Annotated in this window: 19 protein-coding genes and 1 pseudogene; 16 read left to right on the forward strand and 4 right to left on the reverse strand. The window is 46.0% G+C overall.

Features of this window, described 5'->3' with window-relative positions; all coding sequences use genetic code 11:
• Nucleotides 1-174 precede the first annotated feature (174 nt).
• Nucleotides 175-2799: a pyruvate, phosphate dikinase gene (gene ppdK, locus RT269_RS18635; RefSeq protein WP_313184826.1), complete on the forward strand. Its 2625-nt coding sequence runs from the start codon at nucleotides 175-177 to the stop codon at nucleotides 2797-2799.
• A gap of 241 nt (nucleotides 2800-3040) precedes the next feature.
• On the opposite strand, the gene RT269_RS18640 is transcribed toward ppdK, so the two are convergent.
• Entirely contained in the window at nucleotides 3041-3523 is a 483-nt protein-coding gene (locus tag RT269_RS18640; RefSeq protein ID WP_313184827.1) for a MarR family winged helix-turn-helix transcriptional regulator, read from the reverse strand.
• A gap of 276 nt (nucleotides 3524-3799) precedes the next feature.
• Here RT269_RS18640 and RT269_RS18645 point away from each other — a divergent pair, with 276 nt between their 5' ends.
• The 5 genes from RT269_RS18645 (at nucleotide 3800) to cooS (ending at nucleotide 11032) form a co-directional block, all read left to right on the forward strand.
• Entirely contained in the window at nucleotides 3800-4993 is a 1194-nt protein-coding gene (locus RT269_RS18645) for a MalY/PatB family protein (protein WP_313184828.1), read from the forward strand.
• Nucleotides 4994-6382 carry a cation:dicarboxylate symporter family transporter gene (locus tag RT269_RS18650; RefSeq protein WP_313184829.1) on the forward strand — a complete coding sequence of 463 codons (1389 nt, stop codon included), beginning with the start codon at nucleotides 4994-4996 and terminating at the stop codon, nucleotides 6380-6382.
• 27 nt (nucleotides 6383-6409) lie between these two features.
• Complete coding sequence (locus RT269_RS18655) at nucleotides 6410-8107, forward strand: FAD-dependent oxidoreductase (RefSeq protein WP_313184831.1); 1698 nt, start codon at nucleotides 6410-6412, stop codon at nucleotides 8105-8107.
• 290 nt (nucleotides 8108-8397) lie between these two features.
• Complete coding sequence (locus tag RT269_RS18660) at nucleotides 8398-9021, forward strand: undecaprenyl diphosphate synthase family protein (RefSeq protein WP_313184833.1); 624 nt, start codon at nucleotides 8398-8400, stop codon at nucleotides 9019-9021.
• Nucleotides 9022-9118: 97 nt separating this feature from the next.
• Nucleotides 9119-11032, forward strand: coding sequence for an anaerobic carbon-monoxide dehydrogenase catalytic subunit (gene cooS, locus RT269_RS18665; protein WP_313184835.1), 1914 nt, complete (start codon nucleotides 9119-9121; stop codon nucleotides 11030-11032).
• A 129-nt stretch (nucleotides 11033-11161) separates the two neighbouring features.
• On the opposite strand, the gene RT269_RS18670 is transcribed toward cooS, so the two are convergent.
• Genes RT269_RS18670 through RT269_RS18680 form a run of 3 tightly spaced genes read right to left on the reverse strand, consistent with a single transcriptional unit; the run spans nucleotide 11162 to nucleotide 13483 of the window.
• Nucleotides 11162-12040, reverse strand: a complete 879-nt coding sequence (locus RT269_RS18670; protein ID WP_313184837.1) for a hypothetical protein — start codon at nucleotides 12038-12040, stop codon at nucleotides 11162-11164.
• Complete coding sequence (locus RT269_RS18675) at nucleotides 12028-12783, reverse strand: ATP-binding cassette domain-containing protein (protein WP_313184839.1); 756 nt, start codon at nucleotides 12781-12783, stop codon at nucleotides 12028-12030. The genes RT269_RS18670 and RT269_RS18675 overlap by 13 nt, the downstream gene beginning before the upstream one ends.
• Complete coding sequence (locus RT269_RS18680; protein ID WP_313184840.1) at nucleotides 12773-13483, reverse strand: GTP-binding protein; 711 nt, start codon at nucleotides 13481-13483, stop codon at nucleotides 12773-12775. The genes RT269_RS18675 and RT269_RS18680 overlap by 11 nt, the downstream gene beginning before the upstream one ends.
• A 74-nt stretch (nucleotides 13484-13557) precedes the next feature.
• Here RT269_RS18680 and RT269_RS18685 point away from each other — a divergent pair, with 74 nt between their 5' ends.
• The 10 genes and pseudogenes from RT269_RS18685 to RT269_RS18730 form a co-directional block, all read left to right on the forward strand.
• Complete coding sequence (locus RT269_RS18685; protein WP_313184842.1) at nucleotides 13558-14244, forward strand: Crp/Fnr family transcriptional regulator; 687 nt, start codon at nucleotides 13558-13560, stop codon at nucleotides 14242-14244.
• 51 nt (nucleotides 14245-14295) lie between these two features.
• Nucleotides 14296-15057, forward strand: a complete 762-nt coding sequence (locus tag RT269_RS18690) for a nitrogenase iron protein NifH (protein WP_313184844.1) — start codon at nucleotides 14296-14298, stop codon at nucleotides 15055-15057.
• Nucleotides 15047-16306: a nitrogenase component 1 gene (locus RT269_RS18695; protein ID WP_313184846.1), complete on the forward strand. Its 1260-nt coding sequence runs from the start codon at nucleotides 15047-15049 to the stop codon at nucleotides 16304-16306. Before RT269_RS18690 ends, RT269_RS18695 begins: the two co-directional genes overlap by 11 nt.
• Entirely contained in the window at nucleotides 16303-17475 is a 1173-nt protein-coding gene (locus RT269_RS18700; protein WP_313184847.1) for a nitrogenase component 1, read from the forward strand. The genes RT269_RS18695 and RT269_RS18700 overlap by 4 nt, the downstream gene beginning before the upstream one ends.
• Nucleotides 17476-17496: 21 nt before the next feature.
• Nucleotides 17497-18690, forward strand: a complete 1194-nt coding sequence (locus RT269_RS18705) for an ABC transporter substrate-binding protein (RefSeq protein ID WP_313184849.1) — start codon at nucleotides 17497-17499, stop codon at nucleotides 18688-18690.
• 8 nt (nucleotides 18691-18698) lie between these two features.
• Nucleotides 18699-19708, forward strand: a pseudogene (locus tag RT269_RS18710) (FecCD family ABC transporter permease).
• Nucleotides 19705-20493, forward strand: a complete 789-nt coding sequence (locus RT269_RS18715) for an ABC transporter ATP-binding protein (protein WP_313184850.1) — start codon at nucleotides 19705-19707, stop codon at nucleotides 20491-20493. The pseudogene RT269_RS18710 and the gene RT269_RS18715 overlap by 4 nt, the downstream one beginning before the upstream one ends.
• A gap of 155 nt (nucleotides 20494-20648) precedes the next feature.
• On the forward strand, nucleotides 20649-22475 hold the full coding sequence (locus RT269_RS18720; RefSeq protein ID WP_313184852.1) for a sensor histidine kinase: 1827 nt from the start codon (nucleotides 20649-20651) through the stop codon (nucleotides 22473-22475).
• Nucleotides 22476-22497: 22 nt separating this feature from the next.
• Complete coding sequence (locus RT269_RS18725; protein ID WP_313184853.1) at nucleotides 22498-24009, forward strand: response regulator transcription factor; 1512 nt, start codon at nucleotides 22498-22500, stop codon at nucleotides 24007-24009.
• 3 nt (nucleotides 24010-24012) lie between these two features.
• Nucleotides 24013-24435, forward strand: a 423-nt coding sequence (locus RT269_RS18730; RefSeq protein ID WP_313184855.1) for a hypothetical protein, incomplete at its 3' end; no start/stop codon positions are given.

Here is a 24435-nt window from a genome sequence, read left to right on the forward strand (position 1 = left end):
TATGGAAGTACTTTCATGGTAATTGTATCGAAAAAAGAGCTAATTTTTGGGAATAATTACAGAAACCCCCTTTACTAGTGTTTGAATTATGCTATAATATTTGCAGGGCTTTTTTGCGTATATAATCGGCAGAAAAGCTGGACAACCAACACAATTTGAGGAGGAAATTTACTTATGGCAAGAAAATGGGTTTATTTGTTTACCGAAGGTAATACAAGCATGAAAAACCTGTTAGGAGGAAAAGGCGCCAACTTGGCAGAGATGACAAACTTAGGCCTTCCGGTTCCCCAGGGATTTACCATAACAACAGAGGCTTGTACTCAGTATTATGATGACGGCGAGAAGATTAACGATGAGATCATGGACCAGATCATGGAACACATCACTAAGATGGAAGAGATCACCGGAAAGAAGTTCGGCGATAAGGAAAATCCTCTTCTGGTTTCTGTTCGTTCCGGTGCAAGAGCATCCATGCCAGGTATGATGGACACCATCTTAAACCTTGGCTTGAATGATGAAGTAGTGGAAGTTCTGGCAGCAAAATCCGGTAATCCCCGTTGGGCATGGGACTGTTACCGCAGATTTATCCAGATGTTCTCCGACGTCGTTATGGAAGTGGGCAAAAAGTTCTTTGAAGAGCTCATCGATAAGATGAAGGAAGAAAAAGGAATCACAGAGGACGTAGATTTAACAGCTGAGGATTTAAAGGAACTTGCAAAACAGTTCAAGGCTGAGTATAAGGAAAAAATCGGTGCTGATTTCCCGGCAGATCCAAAGGTACAGCTGATGGAAGCGATCAAGGCTGTTTTCCGTTCCTGGAACAACCCAAGAGCAAACGTTTACCGCCGCGACAACGATATCCCATATTCCTGGGGTACTGCTGTTAACGTTCAGATGATGGCGTTTGGAAACATGGGCGAGACCTCCGGTACCGGTGTTGCATTTACCCGTGACCCAGCAACCGGCGAACGTCACCTTATGGGTGAGTTCTTAATGAACGCACAGGGTGAGGACGTAGTTGCCGGTATCCGTACACCGCAGAAGATTGACCAGTTAAAGGAAGTTATGCCGGAAGCCTATGAGCAGTTCGTAGGAATCTGCAATAAGCTGGAAGATCACTACAGAGATATGCAGGATATGGAATTTACCATTGAAGATAGAACCCTTTACATGCTTCAGACCCGTAACGGCAAGAGAACAGCTAAGGCTGCTTTAAAGATTGCTTGTGATCTGGTTGACGAAGGCATGATTACAGAGGAAAAGGCAGTTAAGATGATCGATCCAAGAAACTTGGATACCTTACTCCATCCTCAGTTTGATACAGATGCATTAAAGAAGACAGAACCTGTTGGAAAGGCTCTGGCAGCATCTCCAGGAGCTGCATGCGGTAAGATCGTATTTACAGCTGACGATGCAAAAGCATGGCATGAAAGAGGCGAGAAGGTTGTTCTCGTTCGTCTTGAGACCTCTCCGGAAGATATTGAAGGTATGAAGGCCGCTCAGGGTATCTTGACCGTACGCGGCGGTATGACTTCACATGCAGCAGTTGTTGCACGAGGAATGGGTACATGCTGTGTATCCGGCTGTTCCGAAATCACTATGGATGAAGAGAACAAGAAATTCGTCCTGTCAGGCAAGGAATATCATGAAGGAGACTTCTTATCCCTTGATGGATCTACCGGAAAGATCTATGACGGAATCATTCCGACAGTAGATGCAGCTATTATCGGAGAGTTCGGAAGAATCATGTCATGGGCAGATAAGTACAGAAGGCTGAAAGTAAGAACCAATGCTGATACACCTGCTGATGCAAGAAAAGCAAGAGAACTGGGCGCAGAAGGAATCGGCCTTTGCCGTACCGAGCATATGTTCTTTGAAGGAGACAGAATCGACGCATTCCGCGAGATGATCTGCTCCGATACCGTTGAGGAGAGAGAAGCAGCTCTTGAAAAGATCCTTCCTGTACAGCAGGATGACTTTGAAAAGCTTTACGAAGCATTGGAAGGGAATCCTGTTACCATCCGTTTCTTAGATCCGCCTCTGCATGAGTTCGTTCCAACAGAGGAAGACGACATTAAGAAGCTGGCAGATACACAAGGCAAGACTGTTGCTCAGATCAAGAGCATCATTGATTCCTTACACGAGTTTAACCCAATGATGGGACATCGTGGATGCCGTCTGACAGTTACCTATCCTGAGATCGCAAAAATGCAGACTAAGGCAGTGATCCGTGCAGCCATCAACGTTCAGAAGGCACATTCTGACTGGAACGTTTGCCCGGAAATCATGATTCCGCTGATCTGTGATGAGAAGGAATTAAAGTTTGTCAAGAAGATCGTAGTTGAAACTGCTGACGCAGAGATCGCTGCAGCAGGAAGCAGCTTAAAATATGAAGTAGGTACCATGATCGAGATCCCAAGAGCATGCTTAACCGCTGATGACATTGCCAAAGAGGCAGAATTCTTCTGCTTCGGAACCAATGACTTAACTCAGATGACCTATGGCTTCTCCCGTGATGATGCAGGCAAGTTCTTAAATGCTTACTATGACACCAAGATCTTCGAGAATGACCCATTTGCAAAACTGGATCAGACCGGCGTAGGCAAGCTTATGGAAACAGCAATCAAGTTAGGCAAGGGCGTTCGTCCGGAAATGCATGTTGGTATCTGCGGCGAGCACGGCGGAGATCCTTCTTCCGTAGAGTTCTGCCATAAGATTGGTCTGGATTATGTATCCTGTTCTCCATTCCGCGTGCCGATTGCAAAACTGGCAGCAGCACAGGCAGCACTTAACAATTAAGGAAAACTAATAAATATGTTTCCTTCATGATGCTGAAGGCGAAGCAATTGAAAGATATTATATGTAACATCTATATATGAAAGTCAAAGGGGGTTGTGGTACCGGCAGTTTCGTACACGGCCCCTTTTGCTGTTTAAAATTCTATAAAGAATGCAACATATCAAAAAAGCTGCTCAATCTGACCATACGGTTAGATTGAGCAGCTTTTTTGCTGTTCTTATATCATTTACAATTGATATACCTATGATTCCAAATCAGATTTCAGAAGTTCATTATACTTTTCAACAATCCGGTAAAAGGCGTCTAAGTCTGACTCACCGCACTGTTCGATCAGATAGGAGGTGGTCTGTGTGATGTCAGCTACATCATAAGCTTTGTGAACCGAGGAAAGTCTTTTTCCCTTTTCTGTCACGTACAGGCATACGGACTTTTCATTATTTTCCTTGTATCGTTTTTCTATGTATCCGGAGTCAACCAGCTTCTTGATGACCTGGGAAATGGCACTTTTGCTTTTATGCCATATCTTTGACAGCTCAGTGGCAGTAATCCCGGGGGAGTCGTCTATGTAGGTAAGGGTGTGTATCTCCATCATGTTAAAGTTTTCATTCTCATATGTGTGATGGGCATAGATGTAGTTGTGATATAAGATAATAAATTCATACAAGGTATCTGCCCGTGCATTCAACTTTTGATATGCGCTGTTTATATCTGAAATATGACTCATATAAATGCTCCTGTTCCAATTGATGATGTTTGTACATGTAATAGTACCATATATAGAATAGGGCTTCAATATATTATTTCAAACAAAGCGGGAAATATTGTTAAGTCAATGAACTATAAAAATAAAAAGTAAATAATTTATGTGGAAAATGCCCTAATTATTAAAAATTTATTAAAAATATATTGACAATATATACTAAGTATTTTATAATATAGTTCAGTTGGTGAACTATATTTTGCAATAACTTGCTTATACTACGAAAAGGATGGTATTTTCATGGACATTGAGAAGTTCTGTAGGGAAAATTGTGTGGAACGACGGGGAACGGGTACATTAAAGTGGGACTCACTTCAAGAGATTTTTGGAGATGCAGACTTACTTCCCCTCTGGGTCGCCGATATGGAGATCCAGTCGCCGGCAGCAGTAAGGGAGGCTCTGGTGAAACGCGTGGAGCACGGCGTGTTTGGCTATGGCACAGTGGAGGATGCATGTTTTGAATCTTTCTTTGCATGGCAGAAGAAGCATCATAATGTAGAACTTGCCAGGGAAAATATAAGGTTTGCTACCGGGGTGGTGGGATCCTTATATGCGGCTGTAAGGGCATATACCAAAGAGGAAGCGTCCGTTATTATCTGCCCTCCTGTATATTACCCATTTTATGATGCCATACTGAACACTGGAAGAAAGCTTGTAACCTGTGAGCTTGATAACAACAACGGTTATTATACCCTGGATTTTGAAACGTTTGAGAAGGAAATCATGGACAACAAGGTAGAGATGTTCATTCTGTGTTCTCCCCATAACCCTGTAAGCCGGGTATGGTCTGAGGAGGAGCTGGATACCATGTTCGACATCTGCCGCAGACATGGGGTGCTGGTGGTTTCTGATGAGATTCATCAGGATTTTACCTATGAGGGGAAGAAGTTCGTATCCTCCGCCCTGGTCGGGAACGGTAAGTATAAGGATATTCTGATTACCTTAAATGCAGGCTCCAAGACATTTAACTTAGCCGGACTGATTCACTCCCATGTCATCATATTTGACAAACCGTTGATGGAAACCTATGATGCATACATCAAGAGCATTGGTTCACCGGAAGTCAACCTCATGGGTGTTGCAGGAATGGAGGCCGCTTTCCGGGGAGGAGAAGAATGGCTGGAGAATGTGAAGGCGCTGATCATTCACAATTACAATTATATGAAACAGGAGTTTGCAAGGGAGCTTCCAAAGATCGTGGTTACGCCTCTTGAAGGAACATATCTGTCCTGGATTGATTTAAGGGGTTATCTTACAGGAGAAGAGACTGCCGTCTTTATCCAGGACAAGTGCCGTCTTGCCTGCGATGTTGGGGAATGGTTCAGCCTTATGGCGCACGGATTTATCCGGATTAACCTGGCTACAGATACTAAGAATGTTGTTACTGCTGTTGAAAGTATTATTAAAAACATCAAAGAAAAGGTGGGGGAATAAATGGCTGTTTCTATTAGTGTAATCTGTTTTTTAATCTATCTGGGTGTTCTGTTTGTATTGCAGAAAAAAGGCAAATCTTTTAATGTACGTGTAATAGCCGGTCTGTTCGGCGGTATTATATTTGGTGCGATCTTAAAGACAGTGGCAGATGATGCAGCGGTTTCTGAGAGCTTGCGCTGGATCAGCCTGGTGGGCACTGCTTATACCAAGCTTTTGAAGATGATGGTTATCCCGCTGATTTTTGTATCCATCGTGTGTGCTATCATAAACCAGAAGTCAGGCAAGAACCTTGGTAAGATTACAGCTCTTGTACTGGTAATTCTCCTGTCCACGGCAGCAATTTCAGCAGTGGTAGGCGGTGTTACAGCTGCGGCATTTGGCGTCAGCGCGGAGGGACTGGAGATCGGCGAGGCTGAGAGTAAAAAGACTTCCCAGCTGGAAGAGAAGGCGAAAGAGGGCCTTTCCATTGAAGATACCATTATTGATATCATTCCATCCAACCCGATCTATGCCCTGACCGGACAGGGAAGTAATGCAACTCTTTCCGTGGTGCTCTTTGCAGCATTCCTGGGAATCGGAGTGATTGGGGTAAGGACCTACGCCCCGGAACAGGCGGAGTTTTTTGGGAAACTGATGAATTCGCTGAATACCTTGGTGGTGGAAGTGGTCATGATGATTATTATGCTGACGCCATTCGGCATCTTTTCATTGATGACCAAGACCATTGCAGGAAGTGACTATACCAGTATCCTGCGGCTTGTAACCTTTGTTCTTGCTTCCTATACAGCTATATTTATCATGTTCATCATTCACGGACTGATACTGGCTGTCGTGGGAATCAGCCCTCTTACATATTTTAAGAAGGCCATGACAACCCTTGTATTTGCATTTACCTCCCGTACCAGTGCAGGAACCCTGCCGCTGACCATCAGGACCTTAACAGATGAGATGGGTGTGGATAACGGAGTTTCAAACCTTGCAGGTTCCCTCAGTACATCCATCGGACAGAACGGCTGCGCGGCTATTTATCCTGCCATGCTGGTAGTTATGGTGGCTCCCGCTGTGGGCCAGCAAATTACCCCATCTTTCTTTATTCTGATGGTAGTCATCATCACGTTTGCTTCCATTGGTATCGCCGGTGTAGGCGGCGGCGCAACCTTTGCAGGTATCACCGTGTTATCCGCACTTGGACTCCCGGTTGGGCTCGCAGGTCTGCTGGTAGGAATTGAGCCTGTGATCGACATGGCGAGAACTGCCCTGAATGTCAGCGATGGTATGGTGACCGGTTTGGTAGCTGCAAAACTGACTAATAATATAGATATGACAGTATATAATGACAAGTCGCTGAACCTGGAAAAGAAACCAGCCTCAGCAAAGGGAGATTCATAAGAAAATAATTACAAAGGATGTGTGATCATGGGTAAACGTGTTCTTATTGTGGGAGGTGTTGCCGGCGGTGCGTCCGCCGCAGCCAGAATCAGGCGTCTGGATGCAGATGCGTCCATAACCATATTTGAACGGGGAGAGCATGTATCCTTTTCCAACTGCTCACTTCCCTATTATTTAAGCAGGACCGTGGAGGATAAGGATTATCTGGTGCTGATGACGCCGGAGGGATTTGAGAATTCCTATGATATTGAGGTGCGTGTTAACAGTGAGGTGTGCGGCATTGACCGCACCCTTAAGAAAATACGTATTAAAGACAGTGTATCCGGCCGGGAATATGAAGAATCCTATGATGAGCTGGTGCTTTCGCCGGGATCCTATCCTATCCGTCCTAAGTCAATCGAGGGAGTGTCTCTCCCTCATGTATTCACAGTGCGCAATGTGAATGATATTGCAGAGCTGGATCAATATGTTGCCAGAGAAGAAATCCGCAGCGTGGTTGTAATCGGAGGCGGCTTTATCGGCCTTGAGGTGGCAGAAAATCTGAAATCTGCAGGAAAGCAGGTAGCTGTGGCAGAGGCTGCCAGTCAGATCATGGCACCTTTTGATTATGATATGACCCAGATTCTGCAAAAAGAGCTCTATGATCAGGGTGTGGAACTGGCGGTAGGCGACGGTGTTAAGGCCATCACTGAGGATAAGGTAATCTTAAACTCAGGCAGGGAGCTGCCCTGCGATGCAGTGGTGCTCTCCATTGGCGTACTGCCGGAGACAGAGCTTGCAAAGCAGGCAGGCCTTGAAATCGGTGAGACCGGTGGGATCAAGGTGACACCGGATTACCGCACCAGCGACCCGCATATCTATGCAGTGGGCGATGCCATCGAGGTCTATCAGCGCCTGACCCACAAACCAACCAGGCTCCCTCTGGCTGGTCCGGCTCTGCGCCAGGCAAGGGCAGCCGCTGATGCCATGTATGGCATGTCCACCAGGAATAACGGAGTCATTGGCTCCTGCGCTGTCAGGGTGTTCGAGTTGAACGCTGCTGCGACAGGCCTGAATGAGAGAACTGCAAAGGCAAATAATATACCATGCGATTCGGTCTACACCATGGCTATGGATAAGGTAGGCCTGATGCCCGGCAGTTCTCCCATGCACTTTAAGCTTGTATTCGAGGTACCCACGGGAAGGATCCTGGGAGCCCAGGCCATCGGCAAGGGCAATGTAGACAAGCGGATCGACGTTATCGCAACCCTTATTGCCATGAACGGAACCCTGGAGGACTTAAAAGAACTGGAACTCTGCTACTCGCCGGTGTTCGGCACTGCAAGGGATGTGGTTAATCTGGCCGCGCTGGTGGCACTTAATGTCCTGCACGGTGTCTTTCAACAGGTTCATGTAAGTGAAGCGCGGGAACTGGTAGAGAGCAAAGCATACATCATCGATGTGAGAGGACGTGACGAGTTTGAGATGGGGCATCTCATTGGAGCCGTGAATATCCCCTTAGGTGAACTGAGGCAGCGTGTATCAGAAATTCCTAATGACAGGCCGGTATACTTACACTGCAGAACCAGCCAGAGAAGCTATAATGCGTCCATGGCGTTAAAGGGCCGCGGTTTTGACAATATCATTAACATTTCTGGTTCTTTCCTGGGAATCAGTTATTATGAATACTTTACGGATATGACTACGGGACGGGAGAAGATACTAACCGAATATAATTTTTTATAAAAGTCATATATGGAGATGGACGGTATGCCCTGGGAAGCGGGGCATGCCGTCTTTTTTTATAGAGCAGGAACAGTGGAGCGCGCACAGTGGGTGGCCATGATTTGCCTTTGGTTACTGCCGTTTATCTTTGATGGGGTATGAAGGTGGTAAGAATTAAGGTATATTATGAGCGGTCAGAGGTGAAGAGTTAGAAGCCAATGAAGATTTACTTAAGGAGAATTATGGAAGAGAAAAAATTGGCTATACTTTCTATATAATTCAAATATAGCAGGAAAAATGGAGGAACGTATATGAGAATTCCAAAGCACATCGGGATCATACCAGACGGCAACCGCCGCTGGGCCCTTGGAAAAGGAATGGAAAAAGAGGAAGGGTATGACAATGGAATATCCCCTGGAATGGTCCTTTACCACCTTTGCAGAAAACTTGGGATTAACGAAATGACCTTTTACGGCTTTACCGTGGATAATACAAAGCGTCCCTCAATCCAGAGGGATGCCTTTTCAAAGGCATGCGTAAAAGCCGTGGAGGAATTGTCAAAGGAAGATGCCGAGCTTTTGGTTCTGGGAAAAACAACGTCAGCCATGTTTCCGGAGGAGTTAAAGCCATATACTAACAGGCACCAGTTCGGCAATGGAGGAATGAAGATCAACTTTCTGGTCAATTACAGCTGGGAGTGGGATCTGGGACTTCATGACGGAGCCATAGGCCCTAAATTAAAAACTGCCGATGTTTCCAGGATCGATCTGGTGATCCGGTGGGGAGGACGCAGAAGGCTGTCCGGTTTTTTGCCGGTACAATCCGTTTATTCGGATATGTATGTGATCGATGATTTCTGGCCTGATTTTACGCCTCAGCACGTATACGATGCGATTGAATGGTATTCCAGGCAGGACGTGACCCTGGGTGGATGAAGATACACAGATCGGACTGTTTGATCCTGCATCAAAAGAATAGGGCTGCTAAAATTTGGCATACTACTTACGGAATAATATTTTAATGGAGGTAATTATGCCAGAGACGGTTTTAGAAAAAACAGAAGGTCGGGTAAGCTATCATGACTCCGTGGAAGAGATGCTGGTCAGGATAAGAGATGACGGATTATCAAGCGTATTTTCCAGATGGGACGAGCAGGAAAAAATACGATGCAAATTTTGTCTGCAAGGACTAAGCTGTCAATTATGCACCAATGGACCTTGCAGAATCAACGAACAAAAAGGACCGGAAAAAGGTGTTTGCGGAATTGGGGCCGATGCCATGGCCATGAGAAATCTTCTCATGAGAAATATTATGGGTGCGGCCACCTATGCCCATCACGCATACGAAGCCTTCCGGACCTTAAAGGAAACAGGGAAAGGCAATACCATTTTCCAGATTACAGATACCAAAAAGCTAAAATGGATGTGTGAAAAGACTGGGATCAATACCAATCAGGATGTGAACCAGATGGCTGTCTGCCTTGCTGAGTTTCTTGACCGGGAGATGAAGATAAGTCCTGATGAGAAAAGTGTTATGGTGGAAGTCTTTTCACCGAAGAAACGAAAAAAGATCTGGGAAGATTTACACATTTATCCTTCTGGGGTTGAACATGAAGTGCAAAACAGCATTGCAAGCTGTCTGACCAACGTAGATGGCGATTACGTTTCCCTGGCAACAAAAGCTCTGCGCTTGGGTCTTTCCACGATTTATACGGCACAGATTGGCCTTGAGATGACGCAGGATATATTATTCGGTACGCCGATGCCTCATGAAGTGGATGTGGATTTGGGAATTATGGATCCAGACTACGTAAATATTGCATTTAATGGACATCAGCCCTGGATTGGAGTTGCGACTTTACAGAAGGCCAGGATGCAGGAGTTTCAGGATATGGCAAAGCAGGCCGGAGCAAAGGGAATCCACATCGTAGGATCCATTGAAACAGGACAGGAATTGCTGCAAAGATTTGAAATGGATGATGTGTTTGTGGGCCTTATGGGAAACTGGTTATCCATTGAACCGTTTTTAGCAACAGGAACTGTGGACGCATTTGTAATGGAGGAAAACTGTTCACCGCCGGCCATTGATCAATATGCGGAAAAATATCAGGTTGCGCTGGTAAGCGTCAGCACAATTATCGGTGTTCCCGGCACAGAACATAAGATGCCATATTATCCGAAGAAGGCGGAGGAGATGTCTGAAACATGCATCCACGTTGCCATTGAGAACTTTAAGAAAAGGCATAAACAAATCAAGCCAATGGTTCCAAAGTACAAGCAAAAAGCCATTGCCGGTTTTTCTACAGAAGCAGTCTTAGACGCAATCGGAAATGATTTAAATAATCTGGTGGATGTAATTGCAAACGGCCAGTTAAAAGGAATTGTCGCTCTGGCAAACTGCTCGACTTTGAGAAACGGGCCTCAGGATTGGAATACGGTGAATTTAACAAAAGAACTGATTAAAAAAGATATCCTTGTCGTTGCAGGGGGCTGCGGAAACCATGGATTAGAGGTTGCTGGTATGTGCAATTTAGACGCCATCGATCAGGCGGGAGAAGGACTGCAGGGAGTGTGCAGGGCATTGGGAATCCCTCCTGTGTTAAGCTTTGGAACCTGTACGGATACAGGAAGGATTTCCATGCTTGTAACGGCCCTGGCAGACCACCTGGATGCTGACATTTCAGACCTTCCGATTGCAGTGACAGCACCGGAATGGATGGAACAGAAAGCAACCATAGACGGCTTATTTGCTATAGCATACGGAGCCTATACCCATCTTTCCCCAACTCCCTTTATCACCGGTGCGCCAAAGCTTGTAAAGCTGCTCACAGAAGACGTCGAGGGCCTGACCGGCGGCAAAGTAGCGTTAGGAGATGACCCGGTACAGGTAGCTGATGATATTGAAGATCATATCATGAAAAAAAGGCGGAACATGGGTTTATGTTAGAGTTTAAGCGGTAATTGAAGTGACTATTAATGGCTATGCAGACAAAGAAGGCTTAGGCGTTTTTACCGAAGCCTTCTTTGTGTATTGGACAGGCAGAATCTCATGTTTTAATAAAGCTTTTATTCGTAATCATTCTCTTCCGGTGATTTTAGAGAAGTCAGGATAAACAAATTGAAATTGGTGTTCAGCCACCATGCTTACATCGTTTGCCTGCTGGAAACAGGGCTGTATTGCCCCATGTTCAGCAAAGTAATTACAAAAGTCAACCGTAAACAGTTTTGATAAAATCAAACCGGCAAGATCCGGTGGCAGTGTGTTTTTTACAGCGATAAAAGAAGGAACGGTTAAGGCTCCCTCTTTTGGATACCGGAGTGATAGAAGTGTTTCATCGGCCCGGAAAGCAAAGATAGAGGGAGTAATTGCCGCAGGGCTGAGCCCCTTTTGGACGCTTTGGAGAGATTGAACCGGCATATCCAGGATCGTGGCAGTTTCCATAAAATGATCGGTAAACTCTTTTCCGTACAGCCAGGTAAGCTGCTTAAAGACACCCCGCCCGGCTGAATTTGCCTTACCTCCAAACACCTTGGGATACAATGCCAATTCTCTTAGGGTTGTTGGCAAAGGCTGGCCGGCTAATAACTGTCTGTTAAATACCATGATGAGCGGGATCACTAAAAAAGGAAGCAGACGCTTGTCCTGACAGAGATTGCTGTCACGGATCTCTTTTTTTAGTGGAAGCAGGTCCTGTATTTCCAGGAGGTCTTCTTTAAATAAACCATAGATTTCCGGATCTTCAAACACCTCTAAATCAGTGGAGACCATGATATCCGGTGCGGTTCCAGTGCTTTTCACCTCTTCTGACAGTTTTCTCGGATATCCAAGGCCAAAATATTCTGTTTCCAGCAGGATATCCTGTTCTTTCAAAAGCGATGTTACTTTTTCTATGTGTTTCTTTTCATACCGGTGCAGGACACAGATATTATTCCAATACATACTTATCTTACGCATAATTCCCCGACCCTCATCTTTCTTTGCATTTCTAAAATATATTGCTGGTATGCATGCAGGCGTTCCCAGGTTTCCTGTTCTTTTTCATTTCTTTCGATTACCGATTGTATTCCGCCGTTTTTCATGCAGATCCGGCAGTCACTCATTAATGCTGTGTGGGGGTCGTGTGTGGCGATCAGTACCAGTTTCTGCTTTTTCAGCAGCAGATGCAAAGACTTTTCTTTATGGATACCGGCATTTTCCACTTCGTCAATCAAAACAATTGGACTTTCACACAGAATGGCAACATCAGCGATCATCAGGGCGCGGCTTTGGCCGCCGCTTAAAAGATTCAAGCTGTCACTTCCATGCAGATGCTCCGGAGTAATGGTATTGGCCTGGTCAAGTACTTCCGGCAGAACCGTTTGCCAGTCCCGCTGCCGGCAGGTACAGTGCATGCGGATAAATTCATCGACTGTCACATCCAATACGAAACGCATATTTTGGCTGAGATGGGCGATCAGCTGCCTGGAGGTGTGAAAGCGGGCTTGTCTTTCCGGTATGGTTCCGTTGATCTTTATATGACGCCCGGAGACCGTGTCGCCGCAGGCCAGCTGTTCTAAATCCTGAATCAACCGGCTTTTCCCTGAACCGGTATGGCCTACAACTGCATACATCTGTCCGGGCTTCATGATAAGGGGAGCAGAAGATTCCGGCTGTCCGTTTTTATTCCGGCCTGGAATAATGGCTAATTCATGAAACATAGGGCACCTCCGTAAAGTCCATTTTTTCCACTATGCCCTGCTGATACATGGTTCCGATCCGCTTTTCTCCCACACAGTAAGAGCAGACACCGGCAGGCATGGTGTGGCGCAGGGTGTCATTTCCGCTCCACCCGGTTTCTGGAAGGCTTTCTAAGTACTGGAAGAGAAGCCCGCTGCCGTAACCGGATAATCCGTCTACAGGAAAGATCTGAGCGGTTGGATTTAAGGAGCTTATATTATAGTGTATAATTTCTTTTTCTGCCTGTGAAACCATATCAATTTTAGTCATGAGAATGATATCAGCGGTGGTCAGCATTGGTCCCAGTTTTTTGGGGGAACGTAAGCTGCTGGTACAATCTGTCACACAGATACTGATTGTGTGGGTGGTGGCAGGGGAACAGCGATTACAGAGTCCGGCAGTTTCGATAATCAGATATTCGGTTCTCTGCTGTTCATTCCATGCAATCATTTCCTCAAGGTTTGAAATCAGAAAGTGATCCGGGCATATGTCACCGGACAGGCCCAGTATAAAAGGAACGTTCAAAGCCTGATAGGCAGCGGGATCATCGGAATGCAGACAGTCAATCTTGCAGACGGAGGAACGTTTGCCGGCAGACTGAATATGCCGGATCAGATTTGTGGCAGCCAGAGTCTTGCCGCTGGCTGCTCCTCCGCTAATGAGAATTATTTTACTTTTCATTTTTCCTGTCTCCTTGTATAATAATGGTATTTCAACCGTATTATAGCAGACAAAGGAAGAGGGAGGTGTCTCATGTGACACAACGGGAAAAGGACCTGGAATTTTTAAAAACCACAGAATTATTCCGGGGAATGAATGTGGGGGGGATGGAGTACGGAATGTGCAATCTAGAAAAAGGCAGCCTGGTCAGCAACCGCTACCTGGGAGAGAAATCCATCGGTATTGTAGTATCCGGCGAGATTTCCGTCTCTTCGGTCACTCAGGATGGAAAAGAATTAATCATGAAACAGATTTACCCGAAAGACTGTTTTGGGATCTGTACGATTTTTACTCAGGCAGAGATGCCAAACACACTCCAGTGCATGTGCCCCACAACCGTACTGTACATAAAGAAAAGTGAGCTTTTAAAGGTGTTTAAAAGGGATCCCGAGTTGATGCTTCATATTATGACGATTTTCAATAAAAAGATACTGTTTCTGCAGAAGAAGATCGAAATGCTTAATACCACCTCTGCCAAAGCCCGGCTGGCTGACTATTTAGTGAGTCATGCCAACAGCAAAGGGGTGATTTTCCTGCGTACGGGGAAGACCGGATTATGCTCCAGCCTGGGAATCAGCCGTGCAACCTTGTATCGGGAACTGGACAACTTCCGTATTTCTCAGGCAATCGAGTATACGGAACAGAAGATAGTGATCAGGGATGTTTCTCATTTGAGACAGTTTTCCCGGTGCAATCTTGACTCCAAGGCGGCTTCATGTTAGTATGCAGAGGTTAGTTAACGCTAACTAAAAGTGAACTAAGGAGAGCCATATATGTTAAAGATTGCAATATACGGGAAGGGAGGAATTGGCAAGAGCACAACTACCTCAAACTTAACGGCAGCATTGTCTGATATGGGATACCGGGTGATGCAGATCGGCTGTGATCCAAAAGCAGATTCCACTCAGAATCTGACATTGGGAAAACCGGTAAAGACAGTTTTGGATGCAATTAAGGAAAAGTCTGATCATGTGGAGCTTTCAGATATTGTATTTCCCGGTTACAACGGGGTGTTATGCGTGGAAGCCGGAGGACCGACTCCTGGAATCGGCTGCGCGGGACGCGGCATTATCACCGCTTTTGAACGGTTGGAAGCATTAAATGCTTATGAGATCTACAAGCCGGATATCATACTTTATGATGTTCTTGGCGACGTGGTTTGCGGAGGCTTTGCCATGCCCATCCGGGGCGGCTATGCGGAACATGTATTTGTTGTTACTTCGGGTGAGAAGATGTCCCTTTATGCTGCCGCTAACATAGTCAGTGCTGTGGGACAGTTTTCCAAACGGGGATATGCCCGGTATTCAGGTATCATTTTAAACTCAAGAAATATTGAAAAAGAGCAGAAACTGGTATCGGAATTTGCAGAGGAAAGCGGCGGGAAGATCGTGCGGATTCTGCCCCGTGACGGAATTGTACAGGAGGCAGAGCATCAGAAGAAAACTGTTGTGGAAGCGTTTCCGGACAGTGCCATGGCAGGAGAATACCGTACATTAGCCGAATCGATTCTGGAGGTGTGCGGTCATGAAAACTGATTGCAGTACTCTTCATTATACATCGCCTGCCCACGGCGGGTGGGGGGTGGTCCGTCTGGCTATGCTGGTTCCGGAAAGCTACCAGCTGTTTGTATGTCCTTTTGCCTGTGGGAGGCATGGAGCGCTTGGAGCCATCGGGCATGGCTTAAAAGACCGTCTCTCCTATTTATACATAGATGAAAGTGATATTGTATCGGGAGGATATGAGGATTTGATTCCGGAAGCGGTGGCAGAGCTCCTGGAAACACTGGAGAAAAAACCGAAAGTTCTGATGATTTTTGTCAGCTGCCTGGATGACTTACTGGGAACAGACCATGAGTCCATACTGGCTGTTTTACGGGAACAGCATGAAGATGTACGGTTTACTTTCTGCCATATGAACCCCATCACCCTGGATACGGATAATCCTCCTCCGGTCAATATCCGCCGGAAGATGTACGGTCTCTTAGAACCGTCGGAAGGTAAGACGGGGCAGGTCAATCTCATTGGGAACCCGGTGCAGATCCGGCCGGAATCTGAATTGTTTGCATTTTTGCAGGCGATGGGAATCCAGCAGGTCAACCACATTGCACAGTTTGAAACCTTTGAAGCATACCAGCAGATGGCGGCTGCCCAATGGAATCTGGTGACAGCCCCGCCGGGAATGAAGGTGGCCATGGACATGAAAGAACGGTTGGATATTGATTTCGAGTTAGCTTACACTAACTACCGGGAGGAAGATATTTTAAATACTTACGAACGGCTGATGGATAAGCTGGCGGACAAAGAGAATGTCCGGTTTGACTTAGAGCCATACCAAAGGAAGGCAAGGCAGGCTGTTATGGAGGCAAGAGAGGCAGTCCGGGACAGACCGGTTTTTATCGACGATACGGCTGTGATTTTTCCTTTTGCAGCAGCCAGGGCACTCATTGAGGCAGGTTTCCATGTGGCCGGAATTTTTGCCCGGACAGTCGGGGAAGCAGAAAAGAAACATGGGGACTGGATCCATGACCACATGCCGGAGATCCAGATTTTAAATCCGATCGGCTATGATATTCCTTCAAGGATCGGAGTATTTCCGGAGGACAGCATTGCCATTGGCTTTGAAGCCGCATATGTTACCCGTTCCCGCCATGTGTGCGGTCTGGTAAACAATGAAGGGAACTTTGGATTTGACGGTTTGGTCCGTCTGATGGAAGGGATCGTCCATGCAGTCCAGGTGGAAGAAGATTTGGAAACGCTGATAAAAAATTATGGGTTGGTGATATGATGCATAAACTTTCGATACAACTGCCTCCCTTTGCTCCTGATTATTCCGGTGTATGTTCCGCTTTGTTTGCGCTGGGCGGCCTGCTGGTAATTCATGATGCTTCCGGCTGCACGGGGAATTATACCGGTTATGATGAACCCAGATGGTATGACTCCCGCAGTCTGGTGTACTGTTCAGGACTCAGGGAATTGGATGCGATCCTTGGCAATGATGAAAAATTTATACAAAAGATTGAAAATGCCGCAAATGATTTAAAACCGAACTTTCTTTGCTTTCTGGGAAGTCCGGTTCCCATGGTGATCGGTACGGATCTGGAAGGAATAGCGGCAGAACTGGAAGAGCGTACCGGAATTCCTTCCATCGGACTTGCCACAACCGGTTTGCATTACTATGATAAAGGGATTTCAGATGCTTACATAGCGTTTGCGAAAAAGTTCTTTCCGCCACCGCAGGAGGTCAGCCCGTCTGGGGATAGCATCAATATTCTGGGACTGACACCCCTTGATTTCTCCAACAACAGCAATGCAGTTGATTTGATCGGCGAGCTGGAGAAACGGGGCTTTACCATTCAGGCGGATTTTTCTATGGTATCTGATTTCCATAAGGTTTGCCAGGCAACCTCTGCCGGTGTAAACCTGGTGGTGTCAAAGAGCGGTCTTGGCCTGGCAGAATATATGAAAAAACGGTATCAAATTCCTTATGTGGTGGGAGTTCCGGCCGGGGAGCCGGCGGCGGACCGTCTGGCCGTAATGCTGAAAGAAACAATGGAAGATAAACAGGAGAGGGTATTGGAAACGGCAGCAGAAGAAACGAGTCGGATTCTCATGATCGGAGAAGAAGTTCTGATCCGGTCGCTGGCATTTCATTTTCAAGAAGAGAGGGGAATAAGGGATATTCAGCCGGCGGTTTTATTCGGAGGAACACAGGGAGTGTACCGGCAGGACAGCCTTTCCTTAAATAGTGAAAGTGATATCAGAAAACTGGTGAACAGTGGAAGATACCATACCATTATAGCTGATCCGCTGATCCGGCAGCTGATCCGGGAAAAAGAAAGTGTACGATTTATCGAGCTGCCCCATGTGGCGGTTTCCAGCAAGGTATGCTGGGACTATGCGCCGCAGCTGATGGGGAAACGATTGAGTGGAAGCTTATTTAGCTTTCAAGGATAGGAAGAAGGGAGAACTGAAAAGATGAAAAAAACAGTAACGCGAGTATTGAGCATGGCCCTGTGCTTGGCTGTATTATCCGGCTGTACGGCCAAGACGGCTTCTACGGAGGCTCCGGCCACAACAGCCGGTACAGAAGCGGCATCGGCGGAAGACAAACCGGAGGCCGGGAAAGAGGAAGGACCCGCACCGGCAGCCGGCGAGACCAAGACGATCATTGACCAGGGCGGCAATGAGGTGGTCATTCCGGTTAATATTGAGCGTGTGGCGATTGCTTCCTTATGGCCGCTGCCGTCAGTTTATGTATTGTACCAGGGGTCAGGCGCAAAACTTGTGGGCATGCATCCGGCTTCTAAAAGTGCGGCAGAATATTCTCTGTTGATGAAGGTGGCCCCGGAATTAAAGGATGTGGATACTTCCTTTATTCAGGGCGGCGAGGTCAATGTGGAAGAACTCATTAAGCTGAAGCCTGATGTGATCTTTTGCAACGCCAACAATGCAAAAGAAAGGGAGGTGCTGTTAAAGACCGGTATACCGGTGGTTGGCTTCAGCACTTCCATTGCCGGGTTTAACACGGTGGAAACAGTGAATCAATGGGTCGAACTGTTGGGAGAAATATTTGATGAACCGGATAAAGTAGCCGGTATTACGGATTACGGACGTGAAGTGGCCGCTGATATCGAGAAACGCTTAAAGGCTGTAAAAGAGGAAGATAAACCGAACGTGATGATTATCTATCATTATAAAGACGGGGTATTCCAGACTTCCGGCAACCAGTTCTTCGGACAGTACTGGTGCGATGCAACCGGAGCCGTCAGCGTATCAAAGGATATTCCGGGGTCAGGCGTGGATCTGACCATGGAACAGATCTATGAGTGGGATCCGGATATTATCTATGTAACAAACTTCAGTCCATACCTGCCACAGGATTTCTATGACAACAGCATTGAAGGATTTGACTGGAGTCCGGTTAAAGCTGTACGGGAACATAAGGTCTACAAATTCCCTCTGGGAATGTACCGCTGGTTCCCGCCGTCTTCCGATTCTTCTCTTTGCCTTTATTGGATGGCCCAGAAAAATCACCCGGAAGTTTTTGCAGATATTGATTTGAACCAGACAATTAAAGACTTTTATCTGAAGTTTTATCATGTGGAGCTGACGGATGAAGAGGTGGAAGGCATATACAATCCTCCCCGTGAAGCGGCAGACGGAGTATAACCATGTTGATGAAACGATATGGAACCGGAACCAGGATCTTACTGATCCTGGCTCCGGTATTAACGGCATTGATCTGTCTGGGCATCGGACGCTATTCTTTTAATCTGGCTGACATCTGTAAACTGCTTTATACCTATGCGGTTTCCGGAAAAGATGCCATCGAACCCCAGGCATACAGTGTTGTATTCAATATCCGGCTGCCAAGAATCATACTGGCAGTTCTTTGCGGAGCAGGGCTGGCTGTCTCGGGAGCGGCTTTTCAGCCCTTATTTTCCAATGCGCTGGCGACTCCGGATACTCTGGGAGTGGCACAGGGAGCATGTTTCGGTGCGGCACTGGCCCTTTTATTCTCTAACAGTCTTTTATGGGTTCAGCTGGTGGCCCTGGTATTTGGCCTGATTGCGATTATGCTTACTTATTCCATTAGTAAGGTTAAGGGTCAGTCTTCCACGTTTATGATCATTCTGGCGGGAATCGCGGTTTCTTCTCTTTTTACTTCCCTGGTATCGCTGGTTAAATATGTGGCTGATCCGGAGTCTCAGCTGCCGACCATTACCTATTGGCTGTTAGGAAGCATGGCCGGAATTACCTACAAGAGTCTGGCCATCGGCGGTCCCCTGATCTGTGTGGGAATTGTGTTGATCTATCTGCTGCGCTGGCGGCTGAATATCCTGTCTATGTCTGAGGATGAAGCAAGGTCCATGGGAATTGACTTAAAAAAGCTTCGCATTCTCATTATTCTGGCAGCAGCATTGATCACGGCCTCCTGTGCCTCCATGTGCGGCCGGATCGAGTGGGTGGGGCTGTTAATTCCCCATGGTGTCCGGATGTTATTTGGAAGTAATAACGAACGGGTCATTCCAGCCAGCATCAGTCTGGGGCAGTATTTATGCTGGTCATGGATACGACTGCCAGGGCTGCAACGACTGCTGAAATTCCCCTGTCGATCTTAACCGCAGTGATCGGAGCCCCGGTATTTATTCTATTGCTGAGAAAGACAGGAGGAGGATGGCTGTGATTTTTGAAGTAAAGGAAGGATGCTTTGGATACAAGGCAGGGGAAGAAATTTTAAAAGAAATCACATTCCGGCTTCAGGATGGAGAAGTACTGGCAATCCTGGGACCAAACGGCGTAGGTAAAACCACGCTGCTTCGCAATATGATGGGACTGCTGAAATGGAAATCAGGCGGAAGCTATCTGGATGGAACATGCCTGGCGGAAATGCCTGTAAAGGATGTCTGGCAGACGATCGCCTACGTTCCCCAGGCGAAAGCCTCCCTTTTTTCTTATACGGTAGAAGAGATGGTTTTACTGGGACGCAGTGCCCATATCGGAAATTTCAGCCGTCCGAAAAAGGCGGATGTGGAAATTGCCGATGAGGCGATCCGGAGTGTTGGAATTGATTATTTGAGAGGAAAGCTGGTGAGCCGGATCAGCGGCGGAGAGCTTCAGATGGTTTTAATTGCCAGGGCCCTGACTGCAAAACCCCGGATACTGGTGCTTGACGAGCCGGAGAGCAATTTAGACTTTAGAAACCAGCTGATTATTCTGGATACGATCCGCCGCCTGGCGGATGAAAAGAACATATCCTGTATTTTTAATACCCACTACCCGGCACACGCGCTAAAGATATCCGATAAGGCGCTGATTTTGAACCGCAGCGGAAAAAGTATATTTGGCAAAGTGGATGATGTGGTATCGAAAGAACATATGGAAGAGGCATTTGGGGTAAAGGTCCTGATCAATGAAATTGAAGAAGAAGGGCATCGTTTTAAATCTGTAACCGCCTTAGCATTAACCTGACATTTTAAAAGACTATAATACGGAAGGCTTCAGCATTTTTGCTGAGGCCTTCTTTTTGTTCCGGACCGACTGAAAATCTTATCCTAATTTATAAATTATGATATAATACAAAAAAAGAAGAGAATTGGAAGAATTTAACAAAGGGGGAACATGGCTTGATCAAATATTTGGTAAACAGATACAGAGGATGGGGGATTGCCAAAAAGACATTGATCATCCTGCTTTTTGTCTCGATCGTCCCTGTCATGGTAATTGAAATCATAACCTGTATCATTGCCGCCAACACCATAAAAAAGCAGATGGATATTCTGGTGGAAAGCAATATGAAGCTCTCCCAGAAGGGGCTGGAAGATTTCTTTTCCGAATATGACAGCATCATCATGTCTATTTATACGGAAAATGAATATGCCCTAAAGTTAGAAAAGCTGAATGTATGGGATTCCAGGAATTACTATCTGTTAAAGAAGCAGCTGGAAGAAGATCTGGAGAATATCTCCTATCTTCATCCGGAAATATTGGGGATTGCGGTGGTGACACAGAAGAAGGAATGCATTCTGTATGATTCCATTACCAACAGCACCATGGACAGCTATTGCTTTCCGGAAAAGGATAAAAGCTGGCTGGCTGTGACCGATGAGACCTTTCATAACACCCAGACCGTTTATTCCAATGTCATTAACCGGGAGGAGGCAAACGGGACAAAAAGAAATATCATCTATCTGGTCCACCGGATTGCGGATATTAATAATTACAGACAGGGAACGGTAGGAAGCATTCTGATCTGCCTTGACGAAACCAATATCCGGGAAACCTATTCCCAGGAAAACGAAAGTGAAATCAATGTATCCTTTCTTTGCGATGCCAATGGAAGCATCCTTTCCAGTACCAGGGCGGATTTAATTGGGACAGGCATTTTTGAAGAATGGGAGGACAGCACAGAGGAGCTGTTTTCCCAGCCGGAGTTAAAGATCAGGCAGGCGGTGGAATCCCATCAGATCATGAATAACGGATATTACAGCATTTACACAAAGCCTGTGTTAAAAAACCAGTTTGTGCTGGTCAGCCTCCGGGATTACAGAGAGCCTTTAAAGGATTTTAAATATATCTTTGAGGTGATCATTCTGCTTACGATATTGATTATCATTACCAGCATTCTTATTATGATCCAGTTTGCTGGTTCCTTGCAGGTCTGTGTTGAAAAGATCACCTCTGCCATGGACAGAGCCTATAAGGGGGATTATACGGTGCAGATCGAGCACACCTGGCGGGATGAGTTTGGAAAGATTGCAAGGCATTTCAATCACATGGTACAAAAGATCGACCAGTCCGGAAAGATAGAAAAGGAAGCCCTTCTCCGTGAAAAAAATGCGGAATTAAAGGCTTTGGAGGCCCAGATCAACCCTCATTTTCTTTATAATACCCTGGATGCCATCAACTGGATGGCCATAGAAAACGAACAGTTTTTAATCAGTAAAATGCTTAAAAATCTTGGATCCATCCTGCGTTACAGCGTACATAAAAGCAATGGTGTGGTAAGTGTGAGAAGTGAGCTGGAATATTTAAAGCAGTATATTTTTCTCCAGCAGCAAAGGTTTTCCTTTTCCTTTCACTGTATTATGGATGTGGATGAGGAAGTCCTGGATCTAAAAATGCACAAGCTGCTGTTCCAGCCTCTCATTGAGAATGCCATTATCCATGGCTTTCCAGGCGATACGGGACAGGATATGCTCACGGTTTCCATCAGAAAAAAGGGAGATAAGCATCTGGTGGTTCAAGTGGAGGACAATGGAAAAGGCATGGATGGGGAACTGGTCAGGGAACTGAATCACTATGATTATTCAAGCGGCACCATTGAGGGGAGCATGGGGGTACGGAATGTGATTATGAGGATCAAATACTATTATGGAGAAGAAGGGCATTTCTTTATTGAATCTAATGACAGGGGAACCAGAATAACGGCTGAGATTTTGTTTGAAGAATAGACAGGGGGAACGATACTTGGGCATGAGAGTGGTAATTGTGGAAGACGAGCCAAACACAAGGAACGGGATCATAAAAATCATTGAAAAGTATACGTCACATGAAGTGGTCGCAGGGGAAAGCGATGGAGAGGCAGGACTTGAAAAAGTGTTATCTTTGCATCCGGATGTGGTTATAACGGATATCAACATGCCAAAGATGGATGGACTTGCCATGATCCACAAGATCAGGGAAGCAGGAATTATGACGGCGGCAGTCCTTCTGACCGGGTATTCGGAGTTTGAATACGCCCAGCGCGCCATACAGTTATCCGTAACCGAATATTTGCTGAAACCTCTTGATGTGGAGGACATCATAGAGGTCCTTGGGACCGTGGAAAAAAAGTTATCAAAGAACAAGGTGGAGCAGGTTTCTGCGGAACAGCTGCTGTTTTCCATCCTTACGGGAGACGGAAGCGATCAGGAAGCGGTTCAAAAGCAATTTGCTGAAAAGATACGAAAACAAAAGGACCAGGCCATTTCCATGTTTCTGATCCAGTCGGAAAGCATTCTGGAGGATACCACGAACCAGATGACGGAAGTCCTTAAAGACAGCCTTGATGCAATCTGCCTGACCGGCTTTTTCATCTTTAAGCTTCCCTATGAAAAACAGATCCTTGTCATGATTTCAGACGGCCAGAACGTTAAGTATTTAAAGGCCATATTTAAAACCCAGATACTGAAGGAGCTGAAGGAGAAGGGAGAATTTCTCATCAGCTACGGGGAACTTTCTAGTCTCTCCAGTCTTAAAGATACTTTAAAGCAGATGCAGGAATATCTTTCCTATACCTTTGTATTTCAGGACCAGTGCGTCATTGACAGAGAGCTGGTTGAAAATCTGTCCTTTGAAAGGGTGGAATATCCGGAATATTTGGAGCGCGGAATGAAAAGGGACATAAGAAATGGAAACAAGGAGGGAATCAGAAGAAACGCCAGGAAATTTGAGGAGATGGTCATTCAAAGCAGGGAAGAGCCTAAGGTGATCAAAAACCATACCGTCCGTTTTGTTATGGCCGCCTTAAATACCGCAAGGGATTTAATGAAAAACAAAGACATTGAGGCCCTCTACCAATACCTGTTAAACGATATGATGAAAACCGGGATCAGGGAGATATTTCTGAACAATTACTGGAAAGTGATTGACATGCTTGCAGATGACAGGGAAAAGGATGCCCTGACCGGCAATGGCATGATCTTAAATGTGATCGAATTCATAAGGCAGAATTATGATAAGGATGTTTCACTTTCCGATGCGGCTGATCTGGTGGGGATCACACCGGAATATTTAAGCAAGCTGTTTACCAGGGAAATGGGGATCAACTTTTGCACCTTTTTAGGGGAATTCCGTGTCAGCATTGCAAAAAAGCTTCTGGCAACCGGCAATTATAAGATCCATGAGGTAGCTGAAATGGTAGGGTATAAGGATACGAAGTATTTTAATAAGGTATTTCGTTCCATTATGGGAGTATCGCCCTCAGATTATAGAAAGGTATTTTAAGATATGAACAGGACCGTACAAAAACTTCTGATCTGTTTATGGCTGCTGGTTTCCTTTTTATTGATCAGCGTAATTTTAAAATATTACAGAGAATCCAATGAGGTGGTGGCTGAGGAGGAAAAAAGAGACCGGCTTGTGGTCATGGCTGTCAGCGAGGAGGATAAAAGCGGCGATTATTTAAAGGCGCTTGTGGATGAATATTCTGAACTGCCGGGGAATCCGGAGGTCAGGATCCAGTATGTCTCTCAGTCCGGCTATCAAAAGCAGCTGTGCATTGATAAGGATCAGAATAACCTCCCTGATCTGATCATCTGTGAGAACGTCATGACGCCTGCCCTTGAGTCCATGGGAATTCTTAAGGATTTGTCCGATTACATGACAGCGGAGAGAGCCTCCCTGTATTTAAAGAATGCATACAGCAGCACA

The sequence above is a fragment of the Lacrimispora sp. genome (assembly GCF_032078915.1).
Taxonomy (GTDB): Bacteria; Bacillota; Clostridia; order Lachnospirales; family Lachnospiraceae; genus Lacrimispora.

Excerpts from the sequence above, each read along its gene's own strand:
- RT269_RS18700 (WP_313184847.1), top strand. The coding sequence starts at position 16,303 with ATGATGCATAAACTTTCGATACAACTGCCTCCCTTTGCTCCTGATTAT.
- RT269_RS18675 (WP_313184839.1), bottom strand. The coding sequence starts at position 12,783 with ATGTTTCATGAATTAGCCATTATTCCAGGCCGGAATAAAAACGGACAG.
- ppdK (WP_313184826.1), top strand. The coding sequence starts at position 175 with ATGGCAAGAAAATGGGTTTATTTGTTTACCGAAGGTAATACAAGCATG.
- RT269_RS18660 (WP_313184833.1), top strand. The coding sequence starts at position 8,398 with ATGAGAATTCCAAAGCACATCGGGATCATACCAGACGGCAACCGCCGC.
- RT269_RS18645 (WP_313184828.1), top strand. The coding sequence starts at position 3,800 with ATGGACATTGAGAAGTTCTGTAGGGAAAATTGTGTGGAACGACGGGGA.
- RT269_RS18725 (WP_313184853.1), top strand. The coding sequence starts at position 22,498 with ATGAGAGTGGTAATTGTGGAAGACGAGCCAAACACAAGGAACGGGATC.
- RT269_RS18650 (WP_313184829.1), top strand. The coding sequence starts at position 4,994 with ATGGCTGTTTCTATTAGTGTAATCTGTTTTTTAATCTATCTGGGTGTT.
- RT269_RS18695 (WP_313184846.1), top strand. The coding sequence starts at position 15,047 with ATGAAAACTGATTGCAGTACTCTTCATTATACATCGCCTGCCCACGGC.
- RT269_RS18655 (WP_313184831.1), top strand. The coding sequence starts at position 6,410 with ATGGGTAAACGTGTTCTTATTGTGGGAGGTGTTGCCGGCGGTGCGTCC.
- RT269_RS18640 (WP_313184827.1), bottom strand. The coding sequence starts at position 3,523 with ATGAGTCATATTTCAGATATAAACAGCGCATATCAAAAGTTGAATGCA.
- RT269_RS18705 (WP_313184849.1), top strand. The coding sequence starts at position 17,497 with ATGAAAAAAACAGTAACGCGAGTATTGAGCATGGCCCTGTGCTTGGCT.
- cooS (WP_313184835.1), top strand. The coding sequence starts at position 9,119 with ATGCCAGAGACGGTTTTAGAAAAAACAGAAGGTCGGGTAAGCTATCAT.
- RT269_RS18670 (WP_313184837.1), bottom strand. The coding sequence starts at position 12,040 with ATGCGTAAGATAAGTATGTATTGGAATAATATCTGTGTCCTGCACCGG.
- RT269_RS18690 (WP_313184844.1), top strand. The coding sequence starts at position 14,296 with ATGTTAAAGATTGCAATATACGGGAAGGGAGGAATTGGCAAGAGCACA.
- RT269_RS18680 (WP_313184840.1), bottom strand. The coding sequence starts at position 13,483 with ATGAAAAGTAAAATAATTCTCATTAGCGGAGGAGCAGCCAGCGGCAAG.